General features: G+C 50.4%; 17 protein-coding genes. 1 reads left to right on the top strand and 16 read right to left on the bottom strand.

Translation table 11 applies throughout. The features are described 5' to 3' along the window. Positions 1 to 46: 46 nt before the first annotated feature. Positions 47 to 904 (bottom strand): LysR family transcriptional regulator, encoded by an 858-nt coding sequence (locus tag ACE5LO_RS12555; RefSeq protein ID WP_375520367.1) that lies wholly within the window; start codon positions 902 to 904, stop codon positions 47 to 49. A 206-nt stretch (positions 905 to 1,110) separates the two neighbouring features. Between ACE5LO_RS12555 and ACE5LO_RS12550 the strand changes: the two genes are divergently transcribed. Next, positions 1,111 to 1,548: a nuclear transport factor 2 family protein gene (locus ACE5LO_RS12550; protein ID WP_375520366.1), complete on the top strand. Its 438-nt coding sequence runs from the start codon at positions 1,111 to 1,113 to the stop codon at positions 1,546 to 1,548. A gap of 307 nt (positions 1,549 to 1,855) precedes the next feature. On the opposite strand, the gene ACE5LO_RS12545 is transcribed toward ACE5LO_RS12550, so the two are convergent. The 15 genes from ACE5LO_RS12545 to ppsA all read right to left on the bottom strand — a co-directional run bounded on the left by ACE5LO_RS12545 (position 1,856) and on the right by ppsA (position 24,395). Continuing rightward, positions 1,856 to 2,863, bottom strand: coding sequence for a LacI family DNA-binding transcriptional regulator (locus ACE5LO_RS12545; protein ID WP_375520365.1), 1,008 nt, complete (start codon positions 2,861 to 2,863; stop codon positions 1,856 to 1,858). Between the two features lie 125 nt (positions 2,864 to 2,988). Further along, positions 2,989 to 3,798 (bottom strand): 5-deoxy-glucuronate isomerase, encoded by an 810-nt coding sequence (iolB, locus tag ACE5LO_RS12540; RefSeq protein WP_375520364.1) that lies wholly within the window; start codon positions 3,796 to 3,798, stop codon positions 2,989 to 2,991. 73 nt (positions 3,799 to 3,871) lie between these two features. Beyond that, positions 3,872 to 4,924 (bottom strand): inositol 2-dehydrogenase, encoded by a 1,053-nt coding sequence (gene iolG / locus ACE5LO_RS12535; protein ID WP_375520363.1) that lies wholly within the window; start codon positions 4,922 to 4,924, stop codon positions 3,872 to 3,874. Between the two features lie 87 nt (positions 4,925 to 5,011). After that, positions 5,012 to 6,487 (bottom strand): CoA-acylating methylmalonate-semialdehyde dehydrogenase, encoded by a 1,476-nt coding sequence (locus tag ACE5LO_RS12530; RefSeq protein ID WP_375520362.1) that lies wholly within the window; start codon positions 6,485 to 6,487, stop codon positions 5,012 to 5,014. A 46-nt stretch (positions 6,488 to 6,533) separates the two neighbouring features. Continuing rightward, the gene (iolC, locus tag ACE5LO_RS12525) at positions 6,534 to 7,544 is read right to left on the bottom strand and encodes a 5-dehydro-2-deoxygluconokinase (protein ID WP_375520361.1); all 1,011 of its coding nucleotides are present in this window, start codon (positions 7,542 to 7,544) and stop codon (positions 6,534 to 6,536) included. After that, on the bottom strand, positions 7,541 to 8,467 hold the full coding sequence (iolE, locus tag ACE5LO_RS12520; RefSeq protein WP_375520360.1) for a myo-inosose-2 dehydratase: 927 nt from the start codon (positions 8,465 to 8,467) through the stop codon (positions 7,541 to 7,543). Before iolE ends, iolC begins: the two co-directional genes overlap by 4 nt. A gap of 27 nt (positions 8,468 to 8,494) precedes the next feature. Further along, positions 8,495 to 10,360, bottom strand: a complete 1,866-nt coding sequence (gene iolD / locus ACE5LO_RS12515) for a 3D-(3,5/4)-trihydroxycyclohexane-1,2-dione acylhydrolase (decyclizing) (protein WP_375520359.1) — start codon at positions 10,358 to 10,360, stop codon at positions 8,495 to 8,497. Between the two features lie 247 nt (positions 10,361 to 10,607). Continuing rightward, positions 10,608 to 12,365, bottom strand: coding sequence for a hypothetical protein (locus ACE5LO_RS12510; protein WP_375520358.1), 1,758 nt, complete (start codon positions 12,363 to 12,365; stop codon positions 10,608 to 10,610). A gap of 61 nt (positions 12,366 to 12,426) precedes the next feature. Then, a complete protein-coding gene (locus tag ACE5LO_RS12505; RefSeq protein ID WP_375520357.1) occupies positions 12,427 to 13,299 on the bottom strand; it encodes a carbohydrate ABC transporter permease in 873 nt (290 codons plus the stop codon). A 16-nt stretch (positions 13,300 to 13,315) separates the two neighbouring features. Continuing rightward, on the bottom strand, positions 13,316 to 14,218 hold the full coding sequence (locus ACE5LO_RS12500; protein ID WP_375520356.1) for an ABC transporter permease: 903 nt from the start codon (positions 14,216 to 14,218) through the stop codon (positions 13,316 to 13,318). A 68-nt stretch (positions 14,219 to 14,286) separates the two neighbouring features. Next, positions 14,287 to 15,870 carry an extracellular solute-binding protein gene (locus tag ACE5LO_RS12495; protein ID WP_375520355.1) on the bottom strand — a complete coding sequence of 528 codons (1,584 nt, stop codon included), beginning with the start codon at positions 15,868 to 15,870 and terminating at the stop codon, positions 14,287 to 14,289. Between the two features lie 380 nt (positions 15,871 to 16,250). Then, positions 16,251 to 18,503 (bottom strand): helix-turn-helix domain-containing protein, encoded by a 2,253-nt coding sequence (locus tag ACE5LO_RS12490; protein WP_375520354.1) that lies wholly within the window; start codon positions 18,501 to 18,503, stop codon positions 16,251 to 16,253. A 394-nt stretch (positions 18,504 to 18,897) separates the two neighbouring features. Further along, entirely contained in the window at positions 18,898 to 20,928 is a 2,031-nt protein-coding gene (locus tag ACE5LO_RS12485) for a Na+/H+ antiporter (protein WP_375520353.1), read from the bottom strand. Positions 20,929 to 21,132: 204 nt separating this feature from the next. After that, positions 21,133 to 21,699, bottom strand: a complete 567-nt coding sequence (locus ACE5LO_RS12480) for a Uma2 family endonuclease (protein ID WP_375520352.1) — start codon at positions 21,697 to 21,699, stop codon at positions 21,133 to 21,135. Positions 21,700 to 21,788: 89 nt separating this feature from the next. Next, a complete protein-coding gene (ppsA, locus tag ACE5LO_RS12475) occupies positions 21,789 to 24,395 on the bottom strand; it encodes a phosphoenolpyruvate synthase (RefSeq protein ID WP_375520351.1) in 2,607 nt (868 codons plus the stop codon). Positions 24,396 to 24,432 lie beyond the last annotated feature (37 nt).

Below are 24,432 nucleotides of genomic sequence, written 5' to 3'. Positions count from 1 at the left end.
TGAATGACTACTTATTCGCGCTGGCGGTATACGCACAATGGGCCGTTCATATCCACTCCTTAGCATGCTTTTTTATTAATGAGATCATGCTTTTCATGGATGGTGAAAGCCATTTATCTTTGTGGTAAGCAAGGTACGTTGAAACTGCAGCAGGATCAGATTCGACCTCTTCCCCGATTAATTTATGGCTTTCCAATTCCTCTTGTACCGAAAAATAAGGAACCATGGAAATTCCTAAACCGCTCCTGACACATTGTTTAATCGCTTCGATGCTCTGGAATTCCAGACCTTCTTTAACTTTTATTTTCTTGTCAGTGATATATTCTTTAAAAACTGTCTTATAACCGCAACTACGTTCGGGATAAAGTACGGCCCCCAGTTCAAGATTCTTGTCAGGAGGCGGGCTGATCATCACCATTTTTTCTCTCAACAGCTGTTCATAGTGGAGTTCAGACATTTTCCATCCATCACTTTCTAATACCAATGCAATGTCGATTTCTCCTGTTTGAAGACAAGCCAACATATCTTGGAAATCAAGTGTTTTAAGGGATAAATTCACATTCCGATATAATTTTTTATACTCGACAAGAAGAGATGGGACACGATGAATCATAAGTGACTCCGATACACCCAGCGTAAGATCACCTGCAGGTTCGTTGTTTGTCGATAAAGCTTGATCGTATAATTCTATAATTTTTAAAGCGTACGGAAGAAATTGTTCCCCGTAGTGGGTTAGCACGACTTTTTTACCCAAACGATCAAAAACGGGTTTTCCGATCTCGGCTTCCAACTCCTTGATATGTGCAGTGACGGAGGACTGGGCGTAACCAAGATGCTCAGCAGCTTTTTTAAATCCGCCTTTTTCAACAATCGTTTTCAGGGTTATGAGATGACGAAGCTCCACGATTTCACACCTTGTATTAAATTTATGACATGCAAAACACTTTAGTTCATTATTAATGAACGTTTAATTCGAATATATCAATTTTACTGCACATAAAACTCTGATTTATAATGTACCTGTCTGCAGACAACAATTCAACCTCTGTTTATCGGAGGAATGTGATCTTGCCGGGAACCCGAACTCTACAAAGGAGCGTGAATTCAAAAATGGACGATACAGGCAAGAAAAAGATTATTGAACACTTCCTTAGCCATTACGGGCAAGGTCGATGGGGGGACCCTCAGAACACGGAACCGTTGAACGCACTTCTCGATATGCTCACCGATGATGTCGAGTGGTGGATGAGCGGACTTCCACACCCTGGGTTCATCACCAAGGATGAATTCCGATCGATGTTGACCCCGCTGGACGACATTACTGACGGGCCACTTCAGATCGTCCCTACCGGTTGGACCATCCAAGGGGACCGTGTGGCAGTGGAAGCCTACTCAACGATGAAGCTAAAGAGTGGACGTCGCTATCAGAACCATTATCATTTTCTCTTTGAGCTCCGGGGCGATAAAATCGCCGTTTACCACGAGCATCACGACACGGCTCATGTTAACGATGTATTAGTCAATATCATGGGTGACGCCGAGAAATAAGCAGCTGATATGGTGATCGGGATTGATTCTGATTCCATCTACTATTTTCATCTATCAGTGGTACCGTGAAGCGGCATGTATGTCTGATATCTAAGAAAAAAAGCCCACAACAGTTTAATAAACAAACTGTTGTGGGCTCCCTTGTTGCTCTTAGTCTAACAGATTCTGAGAGCGTTTTGGGATTTCCAGTTCCTTCACCATTGTTCCAGGGTCATTATAAGGAAAAACCGTCGTTTTTTTCTTCGACGGTTTTTAAATTTCAATTTATTTACCATATGTCTCCTATTCGATATGCTCAACACATACCTCATCCAGGCGCCTTTGTTGTCGATTCCCGAACGACCAGCCACGGCTTCAGGATCATGTTCCGCGCAGGCTGCCGCTCCTGCTTCAACTCTTCAATCAGCAGGTCGACCGCATGACGTCCCAGCTCTTCGATCGGCTGTGCAATCGTCGTCAGCGGCGGGCTCGTTACGGAGGCGAGAATCGTGTTGTCGAACCCGATGACGGACAACTCCTTCGGCACCCGCAGGTTCAGCTCCTTGGCTGCTTGCAATGCGCCGATAGCCTGAATGTCGTTGCAGCAGAACAGCGCAGTGGGCTGAGCGGATTGTCCAAGCAGTTCCAGCACAGCTGCTTTGGCAGCATTGAGCTCGGCCGTCGATTCCCTGATCCGCTCTGGTGCCAGCGTGTACCCCGCCTTCTCCAGAACTTCGCGGAAGCCGCGCAAGCGCTCCTGACTGCTGCTTACTCGCGCAGGCTCCGACAGCACCGCCACACGCGTATGTCCAAGGTCCAGCAGGTGCTGTGCCGCCAATGCACCACCAAGCCGGTCATCCGTGGCAACCGTATGAACAGCGAGTGACGGCATATGACGGGCAATCAGTGCAAAGGGGATTGACTGCTGCAGAAGCGGTGTCAGTATCCCGGCATTTCTGATGCCTGTTCCAATCATCATGCCGTCGACTTTTTTTTGCTGAAGCAGGTTCAGGTATCGCTCTACCCGCTCGTCCTTGTTATCGGTGCTGCAGATCACGACACTGTAGCCCAACTGCCGGCTCCGATCCTCCACCGCCCTGGCGAGCTCGGCGAAATACGGATTGGAGATGTCTGGCACGAGCAGCCCAAGCGTATACGTCTGCTTGCCTGTCAGGGCAGCGGCGATAGCGCTGGGCTGATAGTTCAGGCGCTCCATGATTTCCATAATCTCGGCGCGCCGCTTTTCGCTGATTTTGCCTTTGCCGTTAATGACCTGGGAGACAGTGGCAATGGACACTCCCGCCTCCCGTGCAATATCGTAAATGGTTGCTTTCATTGTAACTCCCCATTGTTTTCATTTGACTCCCATTATGCAGGCGGATGCCGCCATAAGCAACCTGATGCACACAGACGGCTCACGCGCTGAAAAAAGAAGATGGGTTGGGTTGGGAGCTCCATCAATTAGCTGGGCTTCATCAACCAGTCATGATCCGGGTCATTCCGGAATCTCCAGGTTCGCGTCGGTCCGGCCATCACGTTTAGATAGTAGACCTCATAGCCCGGAGGAGCGCTTACCGGGTGGTATCCGCAAGGTACAAGCACGACTTCCCCATTGTTCACCGCGAGAGTCTCATCCACGGAGCGGTCATCCGTGTAAACCCGTTGAATCGCAAATCCCTGCTCCGGCTCTACGCGGAAATAATAGGTTTCCTCCAATAACGATTCCTCTGGCAGCGCATCCCGATCATGCTTGTGCGGCGGGTAGCTGGACCAATGTCCATCCGGCGTGAATACCTCTACAACAAGCAAACTGTCCGCTTCCTTTTGCTCTGGTAAAATGTTGTGGATCTGCCGCTCCAAATTGCCGTACCCGCGCATCTCCACTCCAACATCTTCAGGGGCAATCAGTCGCGCCGGATAGGTGCCATGGCCCGGTGCCGAGCAAATAGCCAGTTCTACGCTTGTCAGTGCCGTGATCTCTACCCGATCCGAGCATGGAACGTATACAGCGTACGGCGGGATTTTTTCGAAAACGCTCATTCGTTTCCCTATTTTGTCCCATGTCTGACTGCGGGTCACGGCATTCGCCAAACCACTGAGCAGCACAATGCAGAGCTCCTGATCCCCACTCTCGCGGGTCAGCGTCTGCCCTTCTGCCAGCTTTGCCACCAGAAACCCGACATAGCTCCACCCGGCAGATTCCGGGGTTACGGTCAGCACCGTTCCATCTTCATCCGGTGTCAGCTTAGATTTAATGATGTATTCTGCCATTTTTACCTCCACTCCCTCTCCTGGTGATTTCTTTCATCCGATTCTCGAAAATGATCTTCGAAAAAGCAGCAGCTCATGGGGCAGCCGTCTGTGTTCCAACAGTCATCCCAGGCACCTCACTCAGCTTTACGGGTCTTTTCTGCAACAATGACATGCGAGCCGCCAACGCAATGCGCTCCGCTTGTACGGCATCGTAGCCGCCCACCATCACGGGGGTGTCCTTCAGAATGGACTCGATAAAAAGGGCCGTTTCCTCTACATACGCTTCATTGTAGCGTTCCAGGAAAAAGTGCAGCGGTTTGTCGCGCATCAGGCCACCCGCCGTGCTAATTTCAGCTGTATTCGGATGGTCATTGGCAGCCGCGGCGTTTCCAAGCGATCCGAACACTTCGACGCGCTGATCATATCCATACACAGCCTGACGGCTGTTATCGATAACACCGATCGCTCTGTTCTCAAAATTCAGGGTGACAATCGCCGTATCCACGTCCCCGTGCTCCGCAAATACAGGATCAATCAGCACATTGCCCAAGGCATACACCTCCTCCACCTCACTTCCCGTCAGGTAGCGGGCCATGTCGAAATCGTGAATCATCATGTCCATGAATATCCCGCCTGACACCCGAATGTACTCTGCCGGGGGCGGACTTGGATCGCGTGACGTGATTCTGATAATGTGCGGCTCCCCGATCGTGCCCATCTGCACATGCTCACGCACCCGTCTGAAATTATGATCGAACCTGCGGTTGAACCCGATCTGCAGCTTCACACCCGCCTGCTCTGCCGCAGTCACGGCGGCGAGGGTCTGTTGAAGGTCCATGCTGACAGGCTTCTCGCAAAAAATATGCTTGCCTGCCCGCGCCGCCTGCTCCATCAGGGGCACGTGCGTGTCGGTGGAGGAGCAGATCAGCACAGCATCCACTTCAGACATTGCGATCAGCCTGCTGCTGTCAGTTGTGACGGCCGCAATGCCGCGTTCCGCTGCCCAGCTCTGCAGCTCCGGTCCGGCGAATAAATCACTGATGCCCACAATTTCGGCAAGCGGGTTGCGCAGCAGATTGTCGGCATGGATTTTGCCGATCCGTCCGGCCCCGATAATTCCGATTTTCACTTTATCCTTCTCCATTCGGTTATCCTCCCTGTATGCATCTGCACTGCGCCGCTCGGCTTCACAACAAGACTTCTAGCGGTCCAGCCTAAGTTTCACTGTGGACTACCAGCGCGCTGTCAGCATTTTTTTGCGTGTATAGAACTCAACTCCATCCGTGCCATTGGCATGCAGATCACCGTAGAAGGACTTCTTCCATCCGGAAAACGGGAAAAACGCCATCGGCGCAGGTACGCCCAAATTAATGCCCAGCATACCCGCATCAATCGTTTCGCGGAACTGCCGCATGCTCGCTCCGCTCCGGGTGAACAGACACGCCCCGTTGGCAAAATCCGAGCGATTGGCCAGCTCTACCGCCTCTCCCAGCGTCGCCACTCTTGCCACCGAGAGCACAGGCGCAAAGATTTCGTCCCGCCAAATTTTCATGCTGCTCTCCACTTCATCGAAGATGGTGGGTCCAATAAAATAACCGGACTGATCGGCTGCCTCATCTTTCCGGCCATCCCGGATCAGGGCGGCTCCCTCGTGCTCCCCGGACGCGATATAACCAAGCGTACGCTCCTTATGCGGGCCACGGATGATCGGGCCAAGAAAGACCCCTTCGTCCATGCCGTTCCCGATCACAATCCGGTCGGCAGCCTCCGCCAGCTTCTGCACGAGGGTGTCCGCGATATCCCCAACGGCAACAACGACCGAGCAGGCCATGCAGCGTTCCCCGGCCGAACCGAAGGCGGCACCCGTAATTTCCTTGACGGCCAGATCAAGATCAGCGTCGGGCATGACGATGGAATGGTTTTTGGCGCCGGCAAGGGCCTGCACCCGTTTGCCATGCGCAGCGGCCGTGGTGTAGACATATTCGGCTACAGGCTGTGAGCCGACAAAAGAGATCGCTTGAACATCCCGGTGTTCAAGCAGCCCGTTCACGACGTCATGCGCGCCGTGAACGATGTTCAGCACTCCGTCCGGGAGTCCTGCTGCCTGAAACAGCTCTGCCAGGCGGCACGCCAGCAGCGGTGTACGTTCGGACGGCTTCAGGACAAAGGTGTTCCCGCATGCAATCGCCAGCGGGAACATCCAGCACGGTACCATCATCGGGAAGTTGAAGGGGGTAATGCCCCCCACAACACCGACCGGGTACCGGTACATGCCCGATTCGAGCCTTGTGGCGATGTCGGGCAGCTGCTTGCCCATCATGAGATTCGGGGCGCCTGCCGCGAACTCAACGCATTCGATGCCGCGCTGCACTTCGCCGTAGGCTTCGTTATAACTTTTGCCGTTCTCCAGCGTCACCAGCCGGGCCAGCTCCTCCCAATGCTCGACCAGCAGCTGCTGGTAACGGAACAAAATCCGCGCGCGCCGCGGAACCGGCACGAGGCTCCAGGCAGCGAAGGCTTGCTTCGCCGTACGTACTGCCAGGTCAACATCCGCCGCCTCAGACAGCGGCACGTAAGCGATGACCTCCTCCGTCGCCGGATTCACCACCGGTTCGGTGCAGTTGCCCGCCGGGGCGACCCAGGCACCTCCAATCCAGTTTTGTACGTGAATGATTTGCGGCTGCTCCGTTATTGCTCTTTCTCCCATAATCTTGTCTCCTTTGCTCCTTCGTACTATGACACTCGCCTTCTTCCTACGACACTGTGATCTCGCCACGATTGCAACGTTCAATATAATCGTTTACTTGCTCCACCGTTGGCATCGCATCCGAGCAGCTGTGGCTGGAGATGACGATGCAGGCGGCCGCACTGCCGTACCCCATGCTCCGCTCAATCGACCAGCCCTGCATCAGACCGTACAGGAACCCGGCTGCATAGGAGTCGCCTGCCCCAAACGTTTTCACCACCTGCGCCGGATAGCTGGCCGCACGATGGGCAAGCCCTTCGCGGGTGTAGGCGATGGAGCCCTGCTTGCCATGCTTGATCACGACGATTTTTGCCGTAAAATCAAACCACTTCTGCGCCGTTAACAAATCGCTATGCTCCGGATTATGATCAAACGTCTCCATCATGTCGAATTCCTCGCGTGTGCCCAAGATGATATCGCATTTCTCGGCCGCAAGATTGTAATATACCGCCGTCTCCTCCGGTGACGTCCATGTATAAGGGCGATAGTCAAGGTCAAACACGATCACGGCACCGTGCCGGCTGGCATAGGCCAGTGCCTGAAATACCGCCTCCCGGGATGGACTCTGTGCCAGGGCCGTGCCCGAGATCAGCAGCACCCTGGAGTCGGCAATCAACTGCTCCTGCACCTCGCGTGGCTGCAGCTTCAGGTCAGCGACATGGTCGCGGTACATGAGGATGCTGCAGTCGGTTGGACTTTTGATTTCGGTAAAAGCAAGTCCGGTCACCGCCCCGGTATCGTCTGTCACGACATTGGACGTATTGATGCCGTTGTTTTCCAGATAACCGTGGATGAATCTGCCCATCTGGTCATTGGCGATTTTGCCGATGAAGGCTGTCTTCATGCCAAGCCGGGACATGCCGATCGTGATATTGGCCGGAGAACCGCCAACGTATTTCGTAAATGTCATCGTCTCTTCCATCGGACGGTTGATCTCATTGGCATTCAGGTCAATACACAGACGTCCGATCGCCGTGAAATCCAGTCTCCTGGAAGCGGGAAAGGATACATCACTCATGCCTGTGCACTCCTTTCTGTATCAGGCTCTTGCAGCAGGGAATGAAGATATTCCAGAGAACGCTTCGCATACGCATAAGGATTATGCAGCGCCGGGTCCTGTTCCCCTTCGAGCATCGCCCAGCCGTCATAACCTCGGGTGACCAGTTCCTGCACGATCGGGCCAAAGTCAATGCAGCCATCTCCAGGCACCGTAAATACCCCTTTACGAATACAGCTGACAAAATCGCTCTGCTCGGCCCGCGCCTCCTCCAGGACATGCGGACGCACATCCTTAAGGTGGATATAGGCGATCCGATCATAGTGCTTACGCAGCACCTCAAGCGGGTCGGCACCGCCATAGTAGGCATGACCCGTATCATAGAGCAGGTACACCAGACTGGGGTCAGTCAGCTCCATCAGCCTGTCGATCTCCTCCGGCTGCTCCACCACCGTGCCGCCGTGATGATGATAGGTCAGCTTCAGCCCATGCTCACGGGCGATCGCTCCGGCCGCATTCAGCCCTTCCGCAAGGCTGCTCCATTCCTGCTCGCCCAGCCTTAGCACCTCTTTTTCATGTGGTGTCCTCCGTGGATCAAAATGCAGGGAGCCTCCCACCTCGGCCGTGCTAATCACTGTACTTCCCATGGACTGCAGAAATTCGGCATGGCGGCGATAGCTGTCCAGCTCGGACTGCCGGTAAGCCGGATCGGAGAACAGCACTGATTTCCACTGGGATACCAGATTAATGCCGCGCTGGCTCAGCTCCTTCCTCAGAACCTCCAGGTCTGTTGGAAATTTACGCCCCATTTCCGTGCCTGTCAGTCCAAGGCGCTGAATATCATCCAGAATCTGTTCGCACGTCGTATCCTCACCGTGTTCCTTCACATCCTCGCCAACCCAATTGATCGGATGAATGCCAAGCCGGAATGGCAGCTTGCTCATAGCTTCACGTCTCCTTTGTGATTCGATTTAGACGAGTCTTGCTTTGGTGCGATACTCCTGCATAACACCATGGGCCTGAACGACCTTTTCCGCCGTAGATACTTCGGGAACACCCACATTCCACCACGAATCATACCCGCCGGTATTGGTGCCGGGAACGACCGGAATTTCGATCAGCGTGGTCACAGTCTCTGCCTGGGCATCCCTGAGCGCCTCCTCCAGTTGCTTGGCGTTCTCCACCCGGTAACCCTTGGCCCCCAGGCTGCGGGCATGAGCGGCAAAATCGATCGGTATATACGCTCCGGTCAAACGTCCCGTGTCTGCTTCCCGGTAACGAAATTCATTGCCGAACCCGTCGCTGCCATGCTCCCGCTGCAAATTGTGAATGCACTGGAAGCCATTGTTGTTGAACAGCAGTATTGTAATTTTGCGCTGCTCCTGCAGGCTGGTCACCAGCTCGGAATGCAGCATCAGGTAACTGCCGTCACCCACCATGGCGTACACCTCACGCTCCGGCTCGGCCAGCGCAGATCCCAGTGCTCCGCTCACTTCATAGCCCATACAGGAGAACCCGTATTCCATGTGATACGTCTTCGGCTCTGCGGACCGCCACAAACGGTGCAAATCACCAGGCAGGCTGCCTGCCGCGCACACGATTACCGAGGATGGCGCAATCGTCCGGTTGATGACACCAATCGCAGCGGTCTGGGCCAGCCCTGCCTCATGTCCAAGCCCGTACAGCCGCTCCACCTCGGCATTCCACTGCTGGCGCAGCTCCACAATTTCCGAGCCCTCGTATCCGCTGCGGTATCCACACTGCTGCAGAAGCGACTGAAGAGCCTGCAGACCCTCCCTCGCATCGGCCAGAATGGCTTCTCCGCCCAGCTTCGCGGCATCCATGCCGTTTAGATTAATGTTGACGAACGCTACATCCGGATGCTGAAAAGCAGACCTGGACGATGTCGTAAAATCCGAAAATCTCGTACCGACACCGATGACGATATCCGCCTCCCTGGCCAGTCTGTTGGCGGCCAGGGAGCCGGTTACGCCGATGGCCCCCACATTGAGCAGGTGGTCCCACGGCAGAGCGCTCTTGCCTGCCTGCGTCTCGGCAACCGGAATGCCAAAAGCCTCGGCGAAGGCCGCAAGCTGAGCGGATGCCTCGGAATAGAGCACGCCGCCCCCTGCGATCAGCAACGGCCTGCGTCCACGGGCGATCTGCTCGGCCGCCCGTTCCAGCGCTGCCCGAACCGGGGGCCGGCGATCCAGATAATGCACTCGCCGGGTGAAGAACACTTCGGGGTAATCGTACGCCTCAGCCTGCACATCCTGCGGCAGCGCCAGCGTCACTGCTCCTGTCTCTGCCTGATCGGTCAGCACCCGCATGGCGTGGGTGACCGCCGTCATCAGCTGCTCGGGGCGCACGATGCGGTCCCAGTACTTGCTTACTGCCTTAAACGGATCGGTGGCAGAAACCGTATAGTCGCTGCCCACTTCAAGCTGTTGCAGCACCGGGTCCGGCTCGCGTGAGGCAAAATTGTCACCAGGCAGCAGCAGCACAGGAATTCGGTTGACTGTGGCGGTAGCCGCCGCCGTGATCATATTGAGGGCTCCAGGCCCGATAGAGGTGGTGCACGCGTAAATCTGCCTGCGGTTTTTCTGTTTGGCATAAGCCGCCGCAGTATGCACCATACCCTGCTCGTTTTTGCCCTGCAGATAGGTGAGACTGCCCGGGCTGCGCTCCAGCGCTTCCCCGATTCCTGTCACGTTGCCGTGCCCGAATATGCCAATAACACCTTTGACAAACTTGCTTTCCACCCCGTCCACGGAAATGTACTGCTGGTCCAGATAACGGAGCAGTGCCTGAGCCATCGTCAGTCGAATCGTTGTCATGGATGAACCGTCTCCCTTCTTCCAAGGTTAAGCGCTTAATCTATCTGAAATTAAACGCTTTCCATTAAAGGTTAAGCGCTTAATTTCATAATATTCCAGTCAACATCGTTTGAGCAAGATTTTTTTGCAAGCGTTATCATTTTCTCGTCGGATTCTCTTATGAGCCTGCTGAACTAAACTTCGGAGAGACTCTTGCCCGTAAGATCTTGAAACATCTGGCGCCTCGCTCTACTCATACACCATGGTTTCACTGGCATTGCTTTCTTATCATGGAAGGAGATAAAGTGATGGTAAACGTCTTATTGAATGGGGTCATAAAATTGACCAACACCGCCTTGCAGTTATCCTGCAGCTTCGCCTCGCGCACCGTGGCGGCCAGATGGCCCAGTTCGCCCCCTGTCAGTTCAATCCAGTCCTCGCCGCATACATAGCGGAGATGGCCACCGCTCCAGAGATAACAGTCCTCTCCTGCAGCCTGCAATTCTCCCGTGGTGAAGCTTCCTTCCCGGCCAAAAATAAAGGAAAGCTGTGTCATGACTTCCCCCGGCTCATCACCAAGTAGCCGGATTGTCCAGCCCTTGTTGGTACGCTGAACCTCCGCCTCCACACGGAACGTCTGTTCATGAGTAAGCGGGCGCATATGATGAGGGAGCAAATACCAAGGGCTTACCGCCGTCCCGGATGTCGGAGGAAGCAATGCTCCTTCGACCGGGCCGTAATATCCCTTTTTTTGCTCCCCTGCCAGGCGGTATCCTTCGGGGAGCTTGGTCATTTCCTGCATCGGCACATAACCCGGATAAAAGTAAGAAGCCAGCTGCACGGCCAGTAGCCTCACAGCTCCATGGCGCAGCGCAAAAAATGACGGCGTCTCCGTCATCAGCGTCACACTGGTACCGCCGTCCCTGCAGCGGGCAACAGGCGCCCCGAAATCGGTATGCAGCCGGCTATGGTAGATTCGTCCTAGATGGCCTGCGAGCTCCATATTCTGCAAATAGCCATGCCGCAGGAAATCGCCGTTCAGTATTTTTTCGTATTTTACAGGAAGGATCTCCGTTGCCTCAAACGGCTCTTGAAGCTCCGGCTCCAGCAGCATCCGCACAAGCACGTTGACGGAGCAGACACCCGGACTAGCAAGCGCCTGACCGGCCCATTCTGCCATGCCTGCGAATACAGGATCTTGGTCATAACGGGCCAGAATGGCATAAGGCAAATAATATGGAGACAGATCGTGAAAACTTCCCAAATCCTGTCGTCCGGAATAATCGGTAACGACCTCGCCCGCTGGATGGACCAGATATACCATCATGCGCAGATTCAAACGAACTGGGTCAAGCAATTGTGGCCGATCCAGCAAACGGGCGGCATGAATAAGCATGATATCGCTGACTGCGTTGTAAATCCCGTTGCTGCGTTCCGTCCATTCACCGTCCGGTGTAATGTCCATGCCTTCCGACAGCCACTGATCCACCCGCTGAACAGCCTCTTCCAGTCCAAACAGCTTATACAGAAAGCCTAGTGCTGCGCATAGCACCCAGCGGTGATTCGGCGTATGGCAGCCGCCCGTAAGCATGGCGGGAATAGTTCGCTCAAGAAACAGACGCATATTATCCAGCACAGGCTGCAGCGGCGCCCATTCCTGCTGTGCCAGCAATTGGTACAATTGAGCGTAACCGACGATGACAAAGGCCGTGTCCGGCGGTGAATGGTAGTTGGTCCAGCCAGGAGAGATAGAGCCGTCCTCATGCTGTGCGCGCAGCACAAACTCTGTCGCCAGCAGCAGCCGTGCCAGCAACTGCTCATCCCGGTAATACGCAGAATCGGGATGAGCCAGAGCGGCCCCCCAATAACACATGTCGGTCGGTGTGCCGGTTGTGTGGTTGACCCAGGCAATGCCCGTACCCGGGTCAATTGTTCCTCCATAATAACGGCTCTGCGGATCGAGCACCTGCCGGGATAATCCTTCCTCCACTGCTCTGTTATTACTGTCCACCAGTTGTTTGTACATTAGTAACTCCCTCCCGATTGCCTTCTGCGCGCCAGCTTGGCAGCCAACAACGCCCTACAGTTCAACCTTTGACGGCACCAAGCATGACACCGCTGACAAAATATTTCTGCAGCCACGGATAGACGAGAAGGATCGGTACGGTAGCGAAAATGACGGTGGCCGCCTTGAGGCTTTCCGGTGTCAGCGGGGTCCGGTTGGCCCCCTCCAACTGCGTCAGTTCAGAAACCATATTGTTCTGCACCATTTGGAACAGCTTAAGCTGGAGCGGATACAGGTTCGGGTTGTTAATATACATAAGGGAATCCTGGAAGCCGTTCCACCGTCCTACTGCATAAAAGAGAGCCAATGTGGCCATAACCGGCATGGACAGTGGAACTATAATGCTCGACAGTGTGCGGAAATGGGAGCTGCCATCGATTTCGGCCGATTCCTCCAAACTTGGAGGAATGTTGTTGAAAAAGGAAATGAGAATAATCAGGTTGAAAGGACTGACCAGGCCAGGCAAAATAAGCGCCCAGACCGAATTAAGCAAATGCAAATCACGAATCAGCAAATATTCGGGAATGATGCCGCCGCTGAAGAACATCGTGATAATGATAAGGTACATAAAAAATTTGCGGCCCTTGAGATTTCTTTTGGTCAGCGGATAGGCTGCCGCGATCGTGAAGAGCATACACAGCACCGTTGTGGCCACCGTCAGAACAATCGTGAAGATGAGCGAGCGAATCATGGCATTGTCGGAAAATACTTTAATGTATGCGTTCCAGTTCCACTCAACGGGAAAAAGCGTAACTTCTCCGGAAGTGATAGCCCGGTTTGAACTGAGCGACACGGCAATTACATGCAAAAACGGAGCCAGGCAGAACAAAACGAACAAGGCAACAAACGTAATATTAACGATATCAAATATCCGGTTTGAGGTACGTTCACTCATGGCACTCACTTCCTTCCTATAAAATACCGTCCCCGGTCACTTTTTTCGAAATATAGTTCGAGCCGAGAATGAACACCAGTCCCACCACGGCCTGGAATAATCCGACTACGGTAGCCAGCGTATATTGACCGGATTCCAGACCGATGCGGTACACAAAGGTGCTGAGCACATCGGAATATTCCCGCACCGCTGTATTTCCGATAACATAAGGACGGTCAAAGCCGATGCTGACCATTTTCCCGAGATTGAGGATAAGCAGTGTCACAATGGTTGGTTTAATGCTGGGGAGTGTGATATAGCGAATTTTTTTCAATCTTGTTGCCCCATCCACCTCTGCAGCTTCAAACATTTCCTTGTTAACACCGGTCAACGCCGCCAGATAGAGGATGGTTCCCCAGCCCGCGCTTTGCCAGACACCTGTGAACAAATAGGTGATCAGCCATGGATTGTTTTCGGTCAGAAACGGGATCGGAGTGAGGCCCAGGCTCTCCAGCACACCGTTCACCATACCTGACTGATTGCCGAATAATTGATATACGATGCCCCCGATAATCACCCAGGAAATAAAATGGGGAATGTACAGAATGGTTTGGGATATTTTTTTGAACCATGCCGCCCGGATTTCATATAGCATAATAGCCAGGATGATCGGGGCCGGGAAAGAGACGAGCAAATCCAGAAAATTCAGCATAAAAGTATTGCGCAGGGTGCTGTAGAACTCCCTCATGCCAAAGACTTCGCGGAAGGCATCAAAGCCGATCCATTCACTGCCTGTAATTCCCTGAAACAGATTGAAATCCTTGAAAGCAATCTGCACACCATACATCGGACCATAACGGAAGATCAGGAAATAGAGAATAGGCAGCGAAAGCAGCGCGTACAATTGCCAATACCGTCTAAAGTAGGTCGCTTTGCTCAAGTCGGTTTCCTCCTATAGGTAAAAACCGGTGAAGCGAGCGGCATCCCCCGGTTTTTACCTTTATTCATTTATTGAGTCGGAAGCTCCATGAGCGCCTGTTCGAGCTCTTCCTGCAGCTTGGCTCCGCCCAGGGACATATAATCCTGCATTTCCTGCTCGTAAACCGCTTCGAATTCCTCCGGCTTGGCCATCGCAGTCTTGACAATAATGACGGTGATTTTGTCATTAAGTGTGGTGCCATATTGGGCCTCCGCTTCAATCGGTTTGCCGAAAACAATAGGACCAATCGTGTCGGTGTTCGCAATCGCGATTGACTGCTTCAGCATTTCCTGGTTGCGCTCCGGGAAGCCGCTCACCCAAGCTTTTTCGTTGGTGACCTGATCTCCGATGTTTTTGCCATTGGAAATGATGGCCATATCGCCAGCGTTGTAAATCCGGTCCACAACTTCCTGAGGGGCATCGGCTTTGACGACCGGCAGGCCATCGACCAGATCATAGTTCTCCCCTTCAATGCCGCTGTACATATCGATCAGATTATGATCGGAGGCCATCCAGTCCAGATACTTAATCGCTTCGACCGCGCGTTTGCTGCTTTTGGGAATCATGATGTACATGCCGTTCGAGGCATAGCGGGACTTAATATGCTTGTTTTCAACTTTGGCGTTGGTCAGGACGTCTACCGGAACCACCTTGCTCCCTTCTACATTTTTGTAGAGGTTATCCAATGTGCCATCGGCATAGAACAGGACATCTACGTCCTCCGACCAGTAGCCTATATTGCCGTTCTGAATATCTTTGGCCAATTGGGTTTTATCCTCGTCCAGACTGAAATCCTTGCTGATCAGCCCTTCGTTATAGAGCTTGTTCAGAAATTGCATCGCATCCTTAAAGCCCTCATGAAGCGGCAGCTCGTAACGCTGGCTGTAAGTCAGATCACCTCTGACCGGCTTGATGAAGGAAAATATCAGGGTTTCAAACTGGGACGGAGCCAGTGCCATGCCCATCGGAATATTTTGGCTGCCGAGGCCTCCCGGGTCCTTCTCTTTAAACGCTTTCAAGGTTGTATACAGCTCATCGGTCGATGTTGGTACAGGCAAGCCCAGTTTATCCAGCCAATCCTGACGGATGTAAGAGCTATAGCGGCCCGTGATCGCCCGTTTGCCAGGGATTGCGAACTGCTTGCCTTCAAGCTGGCCGAAGGCAAGCGTCTCTTCGCCAATAAATTTCTTCAGATTCGGACCATACTCATCGAGCAGCTCTCCGACATCGGTCAGACCACCCTGTTGGGCGTAACGGTAAAACACGGTGGAATCATACGTAAAGACGATATCCGGCACATCGGTATTGCTCGCCATCAACACATTCAGCTTCGAAACTTCCTCAGAGCGCTGAACCGGTACAAACTCGATATCAATGTTATTCGGATCGCCGAACCGTTCCTGCACCAGTTTCGTCAAATAGTTGTTGGTAATGGTATGCGGTTCTGGACTGTTGCCACGATCAAACACCTCAACCTTTAACGTGACTCGTTCGCCGTTTTCTCCTTCTGCCGCCGAATCCCCGTTTGTGCAACCGGCCAGCAGAGAAATTCCCATGACTGCGGCCATTCCGAGCCCGATTGTCTTCTTCAGTACTCCATGCAATACGTTCATTCTTCCATCCCCATCCCCTTTGCGTTTTTTAATTGTGGCTTTATGACCGCCTAACTTTAAAGCTGTCCGTCCCTGTGCGGAATCCCGATCACGTCATGCTTGCTTTAATGCTTCGAAGCCTGGCACTTGCTGTTCCGGGATGCCCACAGTATTTCATGAATTTCAGCGGCTTGACAATAAACCTGTTTCGGATACTCCCAATCAGACCTTCTGTTTATCCATGCAACCATTTTCGTGCAATAAACCGCTTTCGAAAATATGAAAAATAAGACCGCATTCGTGTTTGCATCCTCCTGGTGGAGGTATGCGAGCAGGAATGCGGTCCCGAAATAACAAGTGTAAGATCAGTTGTTCATGTTCAATCTGAACAGGCGTGCCGCTCATGTTCTGGAGATTGGACGGCCGCGATTCAAAGAGCGGTAATCCCCCGGCGTGATTCCGGCGACCCGTTTAAATACTCTGCCGAACGTAATGGCATTGGCGTATCCCACCTTGAACGCTATATCCTTCAAAGAATACTCCGTTTCCAACAGAAGCTGTTCGGCTTTCTTCATCCTCAGTTCTGTAACGAAATCAACAAATTTCATATTAAATTCTGTTTTAAAAAGATAGCTGGCATATTTTCCAGATACCTGAAATCGGTCGCTTAAATGCTTCAGGGAAAGATCGGAATCCGCAAAATTTTCTTCGATATAGTTCTTCATTTCGTTGACCATCGCCCGGTAGCTTTTGGTCTCGCTGGCGGAGACATAGGTGCGGAAGACATCGGTCAAATATTCAAACAGAATGCCCTTGACTTCATCAATGGACTCCGACTCTTCCAACAGCTTCAAACGTATCGAAGCATTCTCCGTCGACAGTGCGTCCTGCAGTTGCTCCGACATCACAGCCACTTCCCGGCTCAGCATTTGCAGCATGGCCTGGATCAGAGAGCGAATATCATCGTCCTGCAGAAAATCCTGCTCGAACGCTTTAAAGATCTCTTCCAACCGCTCCCGCCATTGGCCGCTCGCCATGCGAAACTGCTTGACAAACTCGGCAATCATTTGTAAATACTTGTATGTCTCAAGCAGCGACTGGCGTACTTCCCCGCATTGCACCAAAGCGATATCTTCATGCATTAAAAGCTTGTGCTGCATCACATTCTCGGCCGCCGCATATGAATCCCGAATTGCACCTGGACCAGATACGGGCGGTCCGATGCCAAAGCTGAGGGAAATACGCAAATTTTGCTCTACCCAGGAACGGCATTGCTCGGTGAATAGACGGATTTCCTCAGTCATCTTCTCATCGCTTCCGGTTGACAGGAAGAGAATCGCTGCCCGGTCTGTGCTGATCCACTCTGCCCAAGCCTGCAAATCCGCCCCCCGCGCCAATTCCTGAAAGACATTCATCAGAGCAAATTTGAGCGTGTTCTGGTCGTCCCTCGTATAACGATCCCGAAAAACCTGTTCGTAGCGGTTGATTTCGCTCAGCACAACCGAAAAGCGGGATGAGGAATGAACACCAGAGAACGGCGACAGCTCCTCTATCCGCTGGGCAGCATTGTCCATCCGCTCATTGCGCAGCAGATCGGTGAACAGCTTGCTGCGCTGCAGCAGCAGGTTTTCCCGGCTCTTCCTGTCATAATCCGTCATATGGTTGATCAGATCCTCCAGCACCCCGTCAATGAGCTTCATTTCGTCCGGTCTGTAGGTGGAATGGTCCATTGTCCGGATTTGATGGCCTTCAATCCGGTTCATAATCACCTGAATGGGCTTGTAGTTGCGCCGGGTAACATAGACCAGATAAATAATCGCACAGATAACCGTTCCGAAAGCGATAGCCACCCAGAGATAGGAGATGACAGATACCCAGCCGAACAGGTTGCCCGCCTTGATGCCGCTGGAGAACGTCCAGCCAAGCCGTTCCAGATCAATGGTATTCAACTGTTCCCCGTTCGTTGCGCCTTCACTGTCCGAGTGCGCCTGGTATACAGTCTGCCCGTCACTGCCAATAATCGTAAGGAAGGAGAGCTGTTCGTTGACCATACTGTCGACCATCTGTTCAATTCCGCTCATTTTGATATTGATAACAAGTATACCCTCCGTGCCAAAGGGCAAAGGCATTGCTTTATTTATGGTAAGCACACGCACAGGTGTGCGTTGAACGAACTTATCCCTGTATTCCCTGACAGGCTGCCAACCCTCGGACACAGAGCCGGAGGTCATACTGCGAATCCAGTCTTCGTCTGTAAAGCCCGAAAGATCCTTTAACCCGGTTTCTGTTAAAACGCTTTCGCTTTTCTTGTCATATAGATAGACAGACTGAATATAGGGCGATTCGTCGGTCAGATTACGCAGGCTTTGGGCCACCGCATAGATCGTCCCCCTATCCGTCTGGCCTTGATTGTTGAAATATCGTTTATAGGCATCACTTCGTTCAGCGGCAGCCAGCACCGATAACTCAACTTCTTTTATTGTCCGGTCTACATTATCCACGATATAGCTGGCGGAGATGCGGTCCGCTTTCTTGGTTTCCATGCGTGAAATATCATTGATAAACACAAAAGAGGCAAAAATGAGTATCGTTACGGTGAGTAAAAAAATGGGAAAGTAGGACAGCAGCAATCGACGATACCAGGTACGGAACAATAGACAATCCCCCCATACAAGCGTTGAGTGAGATACCAGAGCACGGTGCGGCCGCTGATCCGGTATTTTTGGATAATGTATCCGCTTTCAATAGGCAGTATAGCAGATTTCCCGACCCAAAAACTACGCTATATTTGCTCTATTGACCTGCTTGTGCTGCAAATTTGCCCGCAGTGCCCAGTAAAATCTAAAAAAAGCACTCTCGCCGGCGCGAGAGTGCCTCTATTATATTGTCAATGAATTCACGAAAATCCGCAATACCAGATATCTTAATCCTAATTTTATTAGAAGGTATCCTGAGCAGTTTGAAAAAGACCGGGGATTCTTCTCCCCGGCCTTAACTTACTATGGTTTTTCCTCCACAGGCTTGCCCGGAATGGACAAAGCTTTTCTCCTATTCAATATGCTCAAACAAGAGAATACTTTCAATGAAATTGGAGCTTCTTCTTAATTCTTTTTCCTGTTCTTTATTGATTTCTCCCGTTTCATACATCGTGCGTATGGCCAGTCGTTCTGCATCAATTACTTTGAGCCTTAGTTCTTCCTTGAAGCTAACATATAGATCATCCTGATGTTCGTTTACACGTTTGAATCTCATGAGCATACTTTCATATTCCAGCATAACAGCATACACGTACTCCGGCTGCTGCAATGATTTTGCATGTGCCTCAAGGCCTGTAATAGCAGCCTGAATCGCTTCCATTTGCACAGTTTTGACCTCACGCCATGTATCTTGATTGGGAAAATCCCATTTCCGGAAAATTCGAGTGAAACGAACAGCAGTATGCCTGATTCTTTTGGTCATTAATTTGGCTCCGGAACGCAGACTATACTCGAATGCCGCTTCCTGCATATCATAAAATTGGACTAACCGATCATGAACCAGCACATCAATTTTATGGTTGTCTAAAAGCGTGGAGACATAATTCCTCTGAATATCAATAGCCAGCTTTCGAATTTCATCAAGGTTATCGTTAAATCGCGTCACATATTTATCATTAACATTGTGTCCTGAGAAGTTTTGTTCAAAACTGAGTATATATTCCTGCATCAGTTTGAGTGCAGCCGGTTTATTCTGATCATTCATTTCTTCTTTGATTTTTCGTAGGGCGACAAGTAAAAGCTTGGTTTTGGCTGCTCCCAGTTCCAACTCGTCTGCCTGATCATGGTCCTCCTCGCTTCTGCTGAGTATAGGGAGAAAAACAGTAGCCAGAATTAAAAGCAGCAAAATGACCCCGGCAGCAAGGAAAATGATTAACGAACGTTCAGGAAACACGTCCCCATTGGCAATGGAGACAGGAATCGTAAGCACTCCGGCCATGGTAACAGCACCACGAACCCCGGTTAAGGTCGTGATCAGATCCGTCTTTATTTGTGGTTTTTCTCCTTGTCTTTTGTTAGCCACGTTATACGTAAGCAGCGAGGTGATTATGGACCAGACCAATCGTGTTACAAGAATGGTCCCCCCGATCGCAGCAACATAGCCAAAAGCCAACCATCCGTTTATATCCGGTTGCGAAAAGATATCCATCATGGAAGACGGAATGTTCATGCCCAATAAAAAGAAAACGAAACCATTCAAGATAAATAACAGCATGGACCATGTATTTTCAGTAAGAACTTGCTCTTCCGCAATAAACGTCTCCGTGAATTGTTTCACGGTGGAGTGAATAATACCTGCGATTACTACAGCAATGACACCTGAAGCATGGAAAAAATGTTCTGTAACCATATAAATGCCAAATGGAGTCAAAATTTGCAGCAGCGTATGGAATGTGACGTCATGTATTCCTGCTTTGCGCAATCTGAAGCGAAGCGAGGTTACAACTAAGCCAAGGATAAGCCCCAAAATGGCTCCGACTACAAAAACATAGGAAAAGTTTAACGCAGCATCTTTCAAGGAAAAAACGCCGGTTACCACCGCAGCGATGGCGAATTTGAAAGCGACCAGTCCTGAAGCATCATTGATCAGGGATTCTCCTTTGACCAAAACCATAACTTTTTCCGGTATTTTAATTCTCTTGGCAATACCGGTAACTGCAACAGGATCTGTAGGTGACAGAATTGCTCCCAGAGCAAATGCGGCTGCAAGCGGAATGCTGGGGATTAGAAAATGAATGACGTAACCGCAGCCTATTGTTGTCAAAATGACCAGGAAAAATGCATTCCCCAATATGAGAGTTCTCATTCCCCACAATTCCTTTTGCGGAAAGAGGCGGCCATCATTATACAAAATGGGTGCGACAAATAATAACAAAAACCACTCTGCGTCAATTTCGAATGAATAATGGCCTGGTATTAGTGTAAGGATGATCCCTAAAGCGATCTGCGTTAAAGCAGTAGGAATGGCTGGTACATAGTGACTCACAATATTGGATACCAGTAATCCAACCATGACTAACAAAACAATCATTAGAAAATCCATCGTCGGCTTCTCCGTTTCTATAGTATTTAGCATAGTCAGTAAAAGATAGGTTTATTTAGTATTTCTTTCGGATAAGCCTCTTTATTCACTTCGTATCAAATCAGCAAGCACCTGGGCAACACGAAGGCAGAGCCTTGTTTGCTCAGGTGCCTAATTTCAAAGCACATAACTGTCGAGTCGCATCTTATCGGTGTATTGTTTCAATTATTCCAGACTAAACAGTCTGTTCATAGGCACTTGCAGATCTTTAAAAACGATAGATTGGACTATCTCTTGCTCCGTATACAGATTACGTATTTGGTAGCTGCCATCCTGCAGAGAATATACATGAACCGTCCGGTTTCCTGGATCGACAATCCAATATTCTTGTACTCCGTGCTTCTGATATAAATTGAACTTCTCATTAAAATCTTTCAGTGCGGTTGATGGGGATAGCACCTCTATAATTACCGTTGGAGCCCCCAGACAGCCATTTTTAGATATTTGATCCTTCGAGCATACAACCGAGAGGTCAGGCTGAGTGACATGATCAGGCGACTTATAATCTTCACCTTCGCTGAAAAACACATCAAAAGGAGCCACGAACACAAAGCAATTACGATTCTGAAAAAATGTCCGTAGTGCAAAATGAAGCTCTCCAACAATAAACTGATGCAATGAGGTTGGAGCTGGTGTCATATTATATGCCTGGCCATTAATTAACTCCCATGTTCCATCCCATGTCAGCCAATCCTGATAGGTTTGGACTTTTTTCTCATCCGGATTTGACACGTTGTTCAACCTCCTTCTGGTGTTTCGGCGGAACTAACCTTTTATCCATTATAAGTTAAGTATTACTCAATTGAAATCTGTTGTTCCGATTACAATATTTCAATATAGCCTTCTGTTCCATGCACGCGAATTCGTTGCCCGTCTCGGATCAGTTTGGTAGCATTCTCCACGCCAACAACGGCCGGCAAGCCATATTCACGTGCGATCACGGCTCCATGGGTCATCAGTCCGCCAACTTCGGTGACGAGACCTTTGATGGATACAAACAAGGGTGTCCAGCTAGGGTCCGTAAAGGAGGTGACCAATATATCCCCATCTTCCAGATCAGCATCTTTCATGTCTAAAATGACACGTGCGCGCCCCTCGATCATTCCGGAAGAAACAGCCAGACCTGCAATAGCCCCATCCGGGAGATTTTCTCGTTTGTACTTGCCTGAAATAATTTCACCATCAGACGTGAGCATACGTGGCGGAGTCAGTTTCTCATATCGTTTGTACTCGTCTTTTCGTTGGCTGATGAGCTGGTAATCCAGTTTATTGCTGCGTACAACCTCGTGAAATTCTGCAAAAGTGAGATAATATACATCTTCTTGTTCGTGAATAACGCCCGCTTGTACGAGTTGTTGTGCTTCTTTCAGCAAAGCCTGCTTATACACGAAATAACGATTCACCATGCCGTATTTTGGATATTCCCGATAACCGATGAAATTCCGGACGAGATCGATCATTCGTTTGGTTTCTGCGGCTTTTTGTTCACCATCCGGTAATTGCTTTAATCGCTCCAATATTTCTTGTTCTTTGTTTAATGCTTCCTGTCGCCCTTGCTCGAATTTCCGCTGGCTGGCATTAGGCGTAAAGTTTTTGATATTACCCAGAATCATCGGGACAAGGGTAATTGGTTTTTCGCTCCAACGAGTTCTGGTTATATCGATTTCTCCGGCACAGCGCATTCCGTATTTGTCCAGATAAGCATAGATCGCGTCTCGGGTTTCCTGCCCGCCAGTCAACTTAAGCAGCTCATCCAAAAAGCTATCACCTTGTACATGCTGCAAATATTCAATGACTTCCGGGTAAGGACGAATCACATCCGCGACATCCAGGAGCGCCAGACCCATTTCCGAAGTAATATTGTTAGGTACGGATTGAGAAAGCGTATCTGCCGCGTTTTTTTCACCTAACCACTTGTTCATGTTTTCGTTGATCCATGCTGAAGCATCCATCGCAGCCATAAACACAGCCGAGCTTTGCGGGTCAAATAAAATTTTTTTTAATTGCTGCTGAATATCGTCCACAATAAAATCAAATAAATCCGCTCCAGATTTGGTTTGGATGTTTTGCTTTAACTCTTCGATCGAGGCTTGATTGCGCTTAATCAAATCAGAAACGATGGCCGGATCGCTATCAATTTGTGTTCGAGCACCTGCAGGCGGCATAGCTTTATTGCTATTAGCAGGTTCTTTTTCATCATTTGGTAACAATTTAATAAAATCTCGCTCGATTATGGTCATAAGTGCGTCTTCAAAGAGCGGATCGAATTGCCCCATATTTAATAAAGCTTCTCTACCGGCAGGCGAAGCCAGGCGAGATGTGATATCGACAAACAATCTTCCGCCGGCTGTATGCATAGGTGCAAGAGTTGTTGACAGAAAAAAAGACAATCCTAATGGTTTCATGGCATCGGTCATCATTTGCTGGTGGCCGACAGATAAGTAAACATGATTTTCCTGATCATTTGCTTCAGGGATGGGGTATAACGTCGTGATAGGCCGGCTCTGGACAATATAAAATGTATCCTCAGCCAAACACCATTCGATATCTTGCGGCTGGCCGAAATACGCTTCAATCTGTCTTCCGATGTCTGCCAGTTGTAAAATTTGCTGATCAGTAAGAGTTTGCGTATTTTGCTGCTCAGGATCAATCTGTTTTGTCTCGGTCCCGCCTTCTTTTCGGCCGTAGATCGCCAATTTTTTGGCTGCGATTCTCTTCTCGACGATTTGTCCATCCTGTACTTTATAACCATCGGCAGATACCAGGCCGGAGACCAATGCTTCTCCAAGTCCAAAACCAGCGTCGATGGACAGCAGCTTTCGATTGGAAGTCATCGGATCAGCGGTAAACATAATCCCTGAAGCCTGCGGGAAAACCATCCTTTGCACGATAACAGATAAATAAACCTGGCTGTGGTCAAATTCATTTTGCATACGGTAGATGACGGCACGGTCCGTAAATAGAGAAGCCCAGCATTTGCTGATATGCTGCAGGATGGCATCAACGCCGATAATATTTAAATAGGTGTCTTGTTGGCCGGCAAAAGAGGCATGTGGCAAATCTTCAGCAGTCGCACTGGAACGCACAGCATAAGCATGTTCCTCGCCAAAGCGGGAGAGATAGTGAGTGACTGCTTTCACTACATCCGAAGGGATTTCTACTTCCATAACAGTTTGTCGAATCTTGCTGCTGATTTCAGCAATTTGATCCCGCTCTTCTGCTTTGAGCATGGTTAGTTGCTGCAACAATGCTTGAAACGTTTCGTTTTGTTCAATGGCTTTTTGATATCCTTCGGTTGTAACACAGAACCCTTCTGGTACCTGGATTCCTTGAATTTTTGATAATTCTCCTAAATTTAACCCTTTTCCACCAACAAGCAGCTGCTGCGTTTGCTCCATTTCCTGAAAACCGAGCACCAAAGAACTCATTCAACATCTCTCCTAACCATTAAATTGAGAAGAAACA

The organism is Paenibacillus medicaginis, assembly GCF_042138635.1.
Lineage (GTDB): Bacteria > Bacillota > Bacilli > Paenibacillales > Paenibacillaceae > Paenibacillus > Paenibacillus medicaginis.
Note: the sequence above shows the minus strand (reverse complement) of the source record. Positions and strands in the feature narration are given on the sequence as shown.

Excerpts from the sequence above, each read along its gene's own strand:
- ACE5LO_RS12550 (WP_375520366.1), top strand. The coding sequence starts at position 1,111 with ATGGACGATACAGGCAAGAAAAAGATTATTGAACACTTCCTTAGCCAT.
- ACE5LO_RS12545 (WP_375520365.1), bottom strand. The coding sequence starts at position 2,863 with ATGAAAGCAACCATTTACGATATTGCACGGGAGGCGGGAGTGTCCATT.
- iolB (WP_375520364.1), bottom strand. The coding sequence starts at position 3,798 with ATGGCAGAATACATCATTAAATCTAAGCTGACACCGGATGAAGATGGA.
- iolG (WP_375520363.1), bottom strand. The coding sequence starts at position 4,924 with ATGGAGAAGGATAAAGTGAAAATCGGAATTATCGGGGCCGGACGGATC.
- ACE5LO_RS12530 (WP_375520362.1), bottom strand. The coding sequence starts at position 6,487 with ATGGGAGAAAGAGCAATAACGGAGCAGCCGCAAATCATTCACGTACAA.
- iolC (WP_375520361.1), bottom strand. The coding sequence starts at position 7,544 with ATGAGTGATGTATCCTTTCCCGCTTCCAGGAGACTGGATTTCACGGCG.
- iolE (WP_375520360.1), bottom strand. The coding sequence starts at position 8,467 with ATGAGCAAGCTGCCATTCCGGCTTGGCATTCATCCGATCAATTGGGTT.
- iolD (WP_375520359.1), bottom strand. The coding sequence starts at position 10,360 with ATGACAACGATTCGACTGACGATGGCTCAGGCACTGCTCCGTTATCTG.
- ACE5LO_RS12510 (WP_375520358.1), bottom strand. The coding sequence starts at position 12,365 with ATGTACAAACAACTGGTGGACAGTAATAACAGAGCAGTGGAGGAAGGA.
- ACE5LO_RS12505 (WP_375520357.1), bottom strand. The coding sequence starts at position 13,299 with ATGAGTGAACGTACCTCAAACCGGATATTTGATATCGTTAATATTACG.
- ACE5LO_RS12495 (WP_375520355.1), bottom strand. The coding sequence starts at position 15,870 with ATGAACGTATTGCATGGAGTACTGAAGAAGACAATCGGGCTCGGAATG.
- ACE5LO_RS12485 (WP_375520353.1), bottom strand. The coding sequence starts at position 20,928 with ATGGATTTTCTAATGATTGTTTTGTTAGTCATGGTTGGATTACTGGTA.
- ppsA (WP_375520351.1), bottom strand. The coding sequence starts at position 24,395 with ATGAGTTCTTTGGTGCTCGGTTTTCAGGAAATGGAGCAAACGCAGCAG.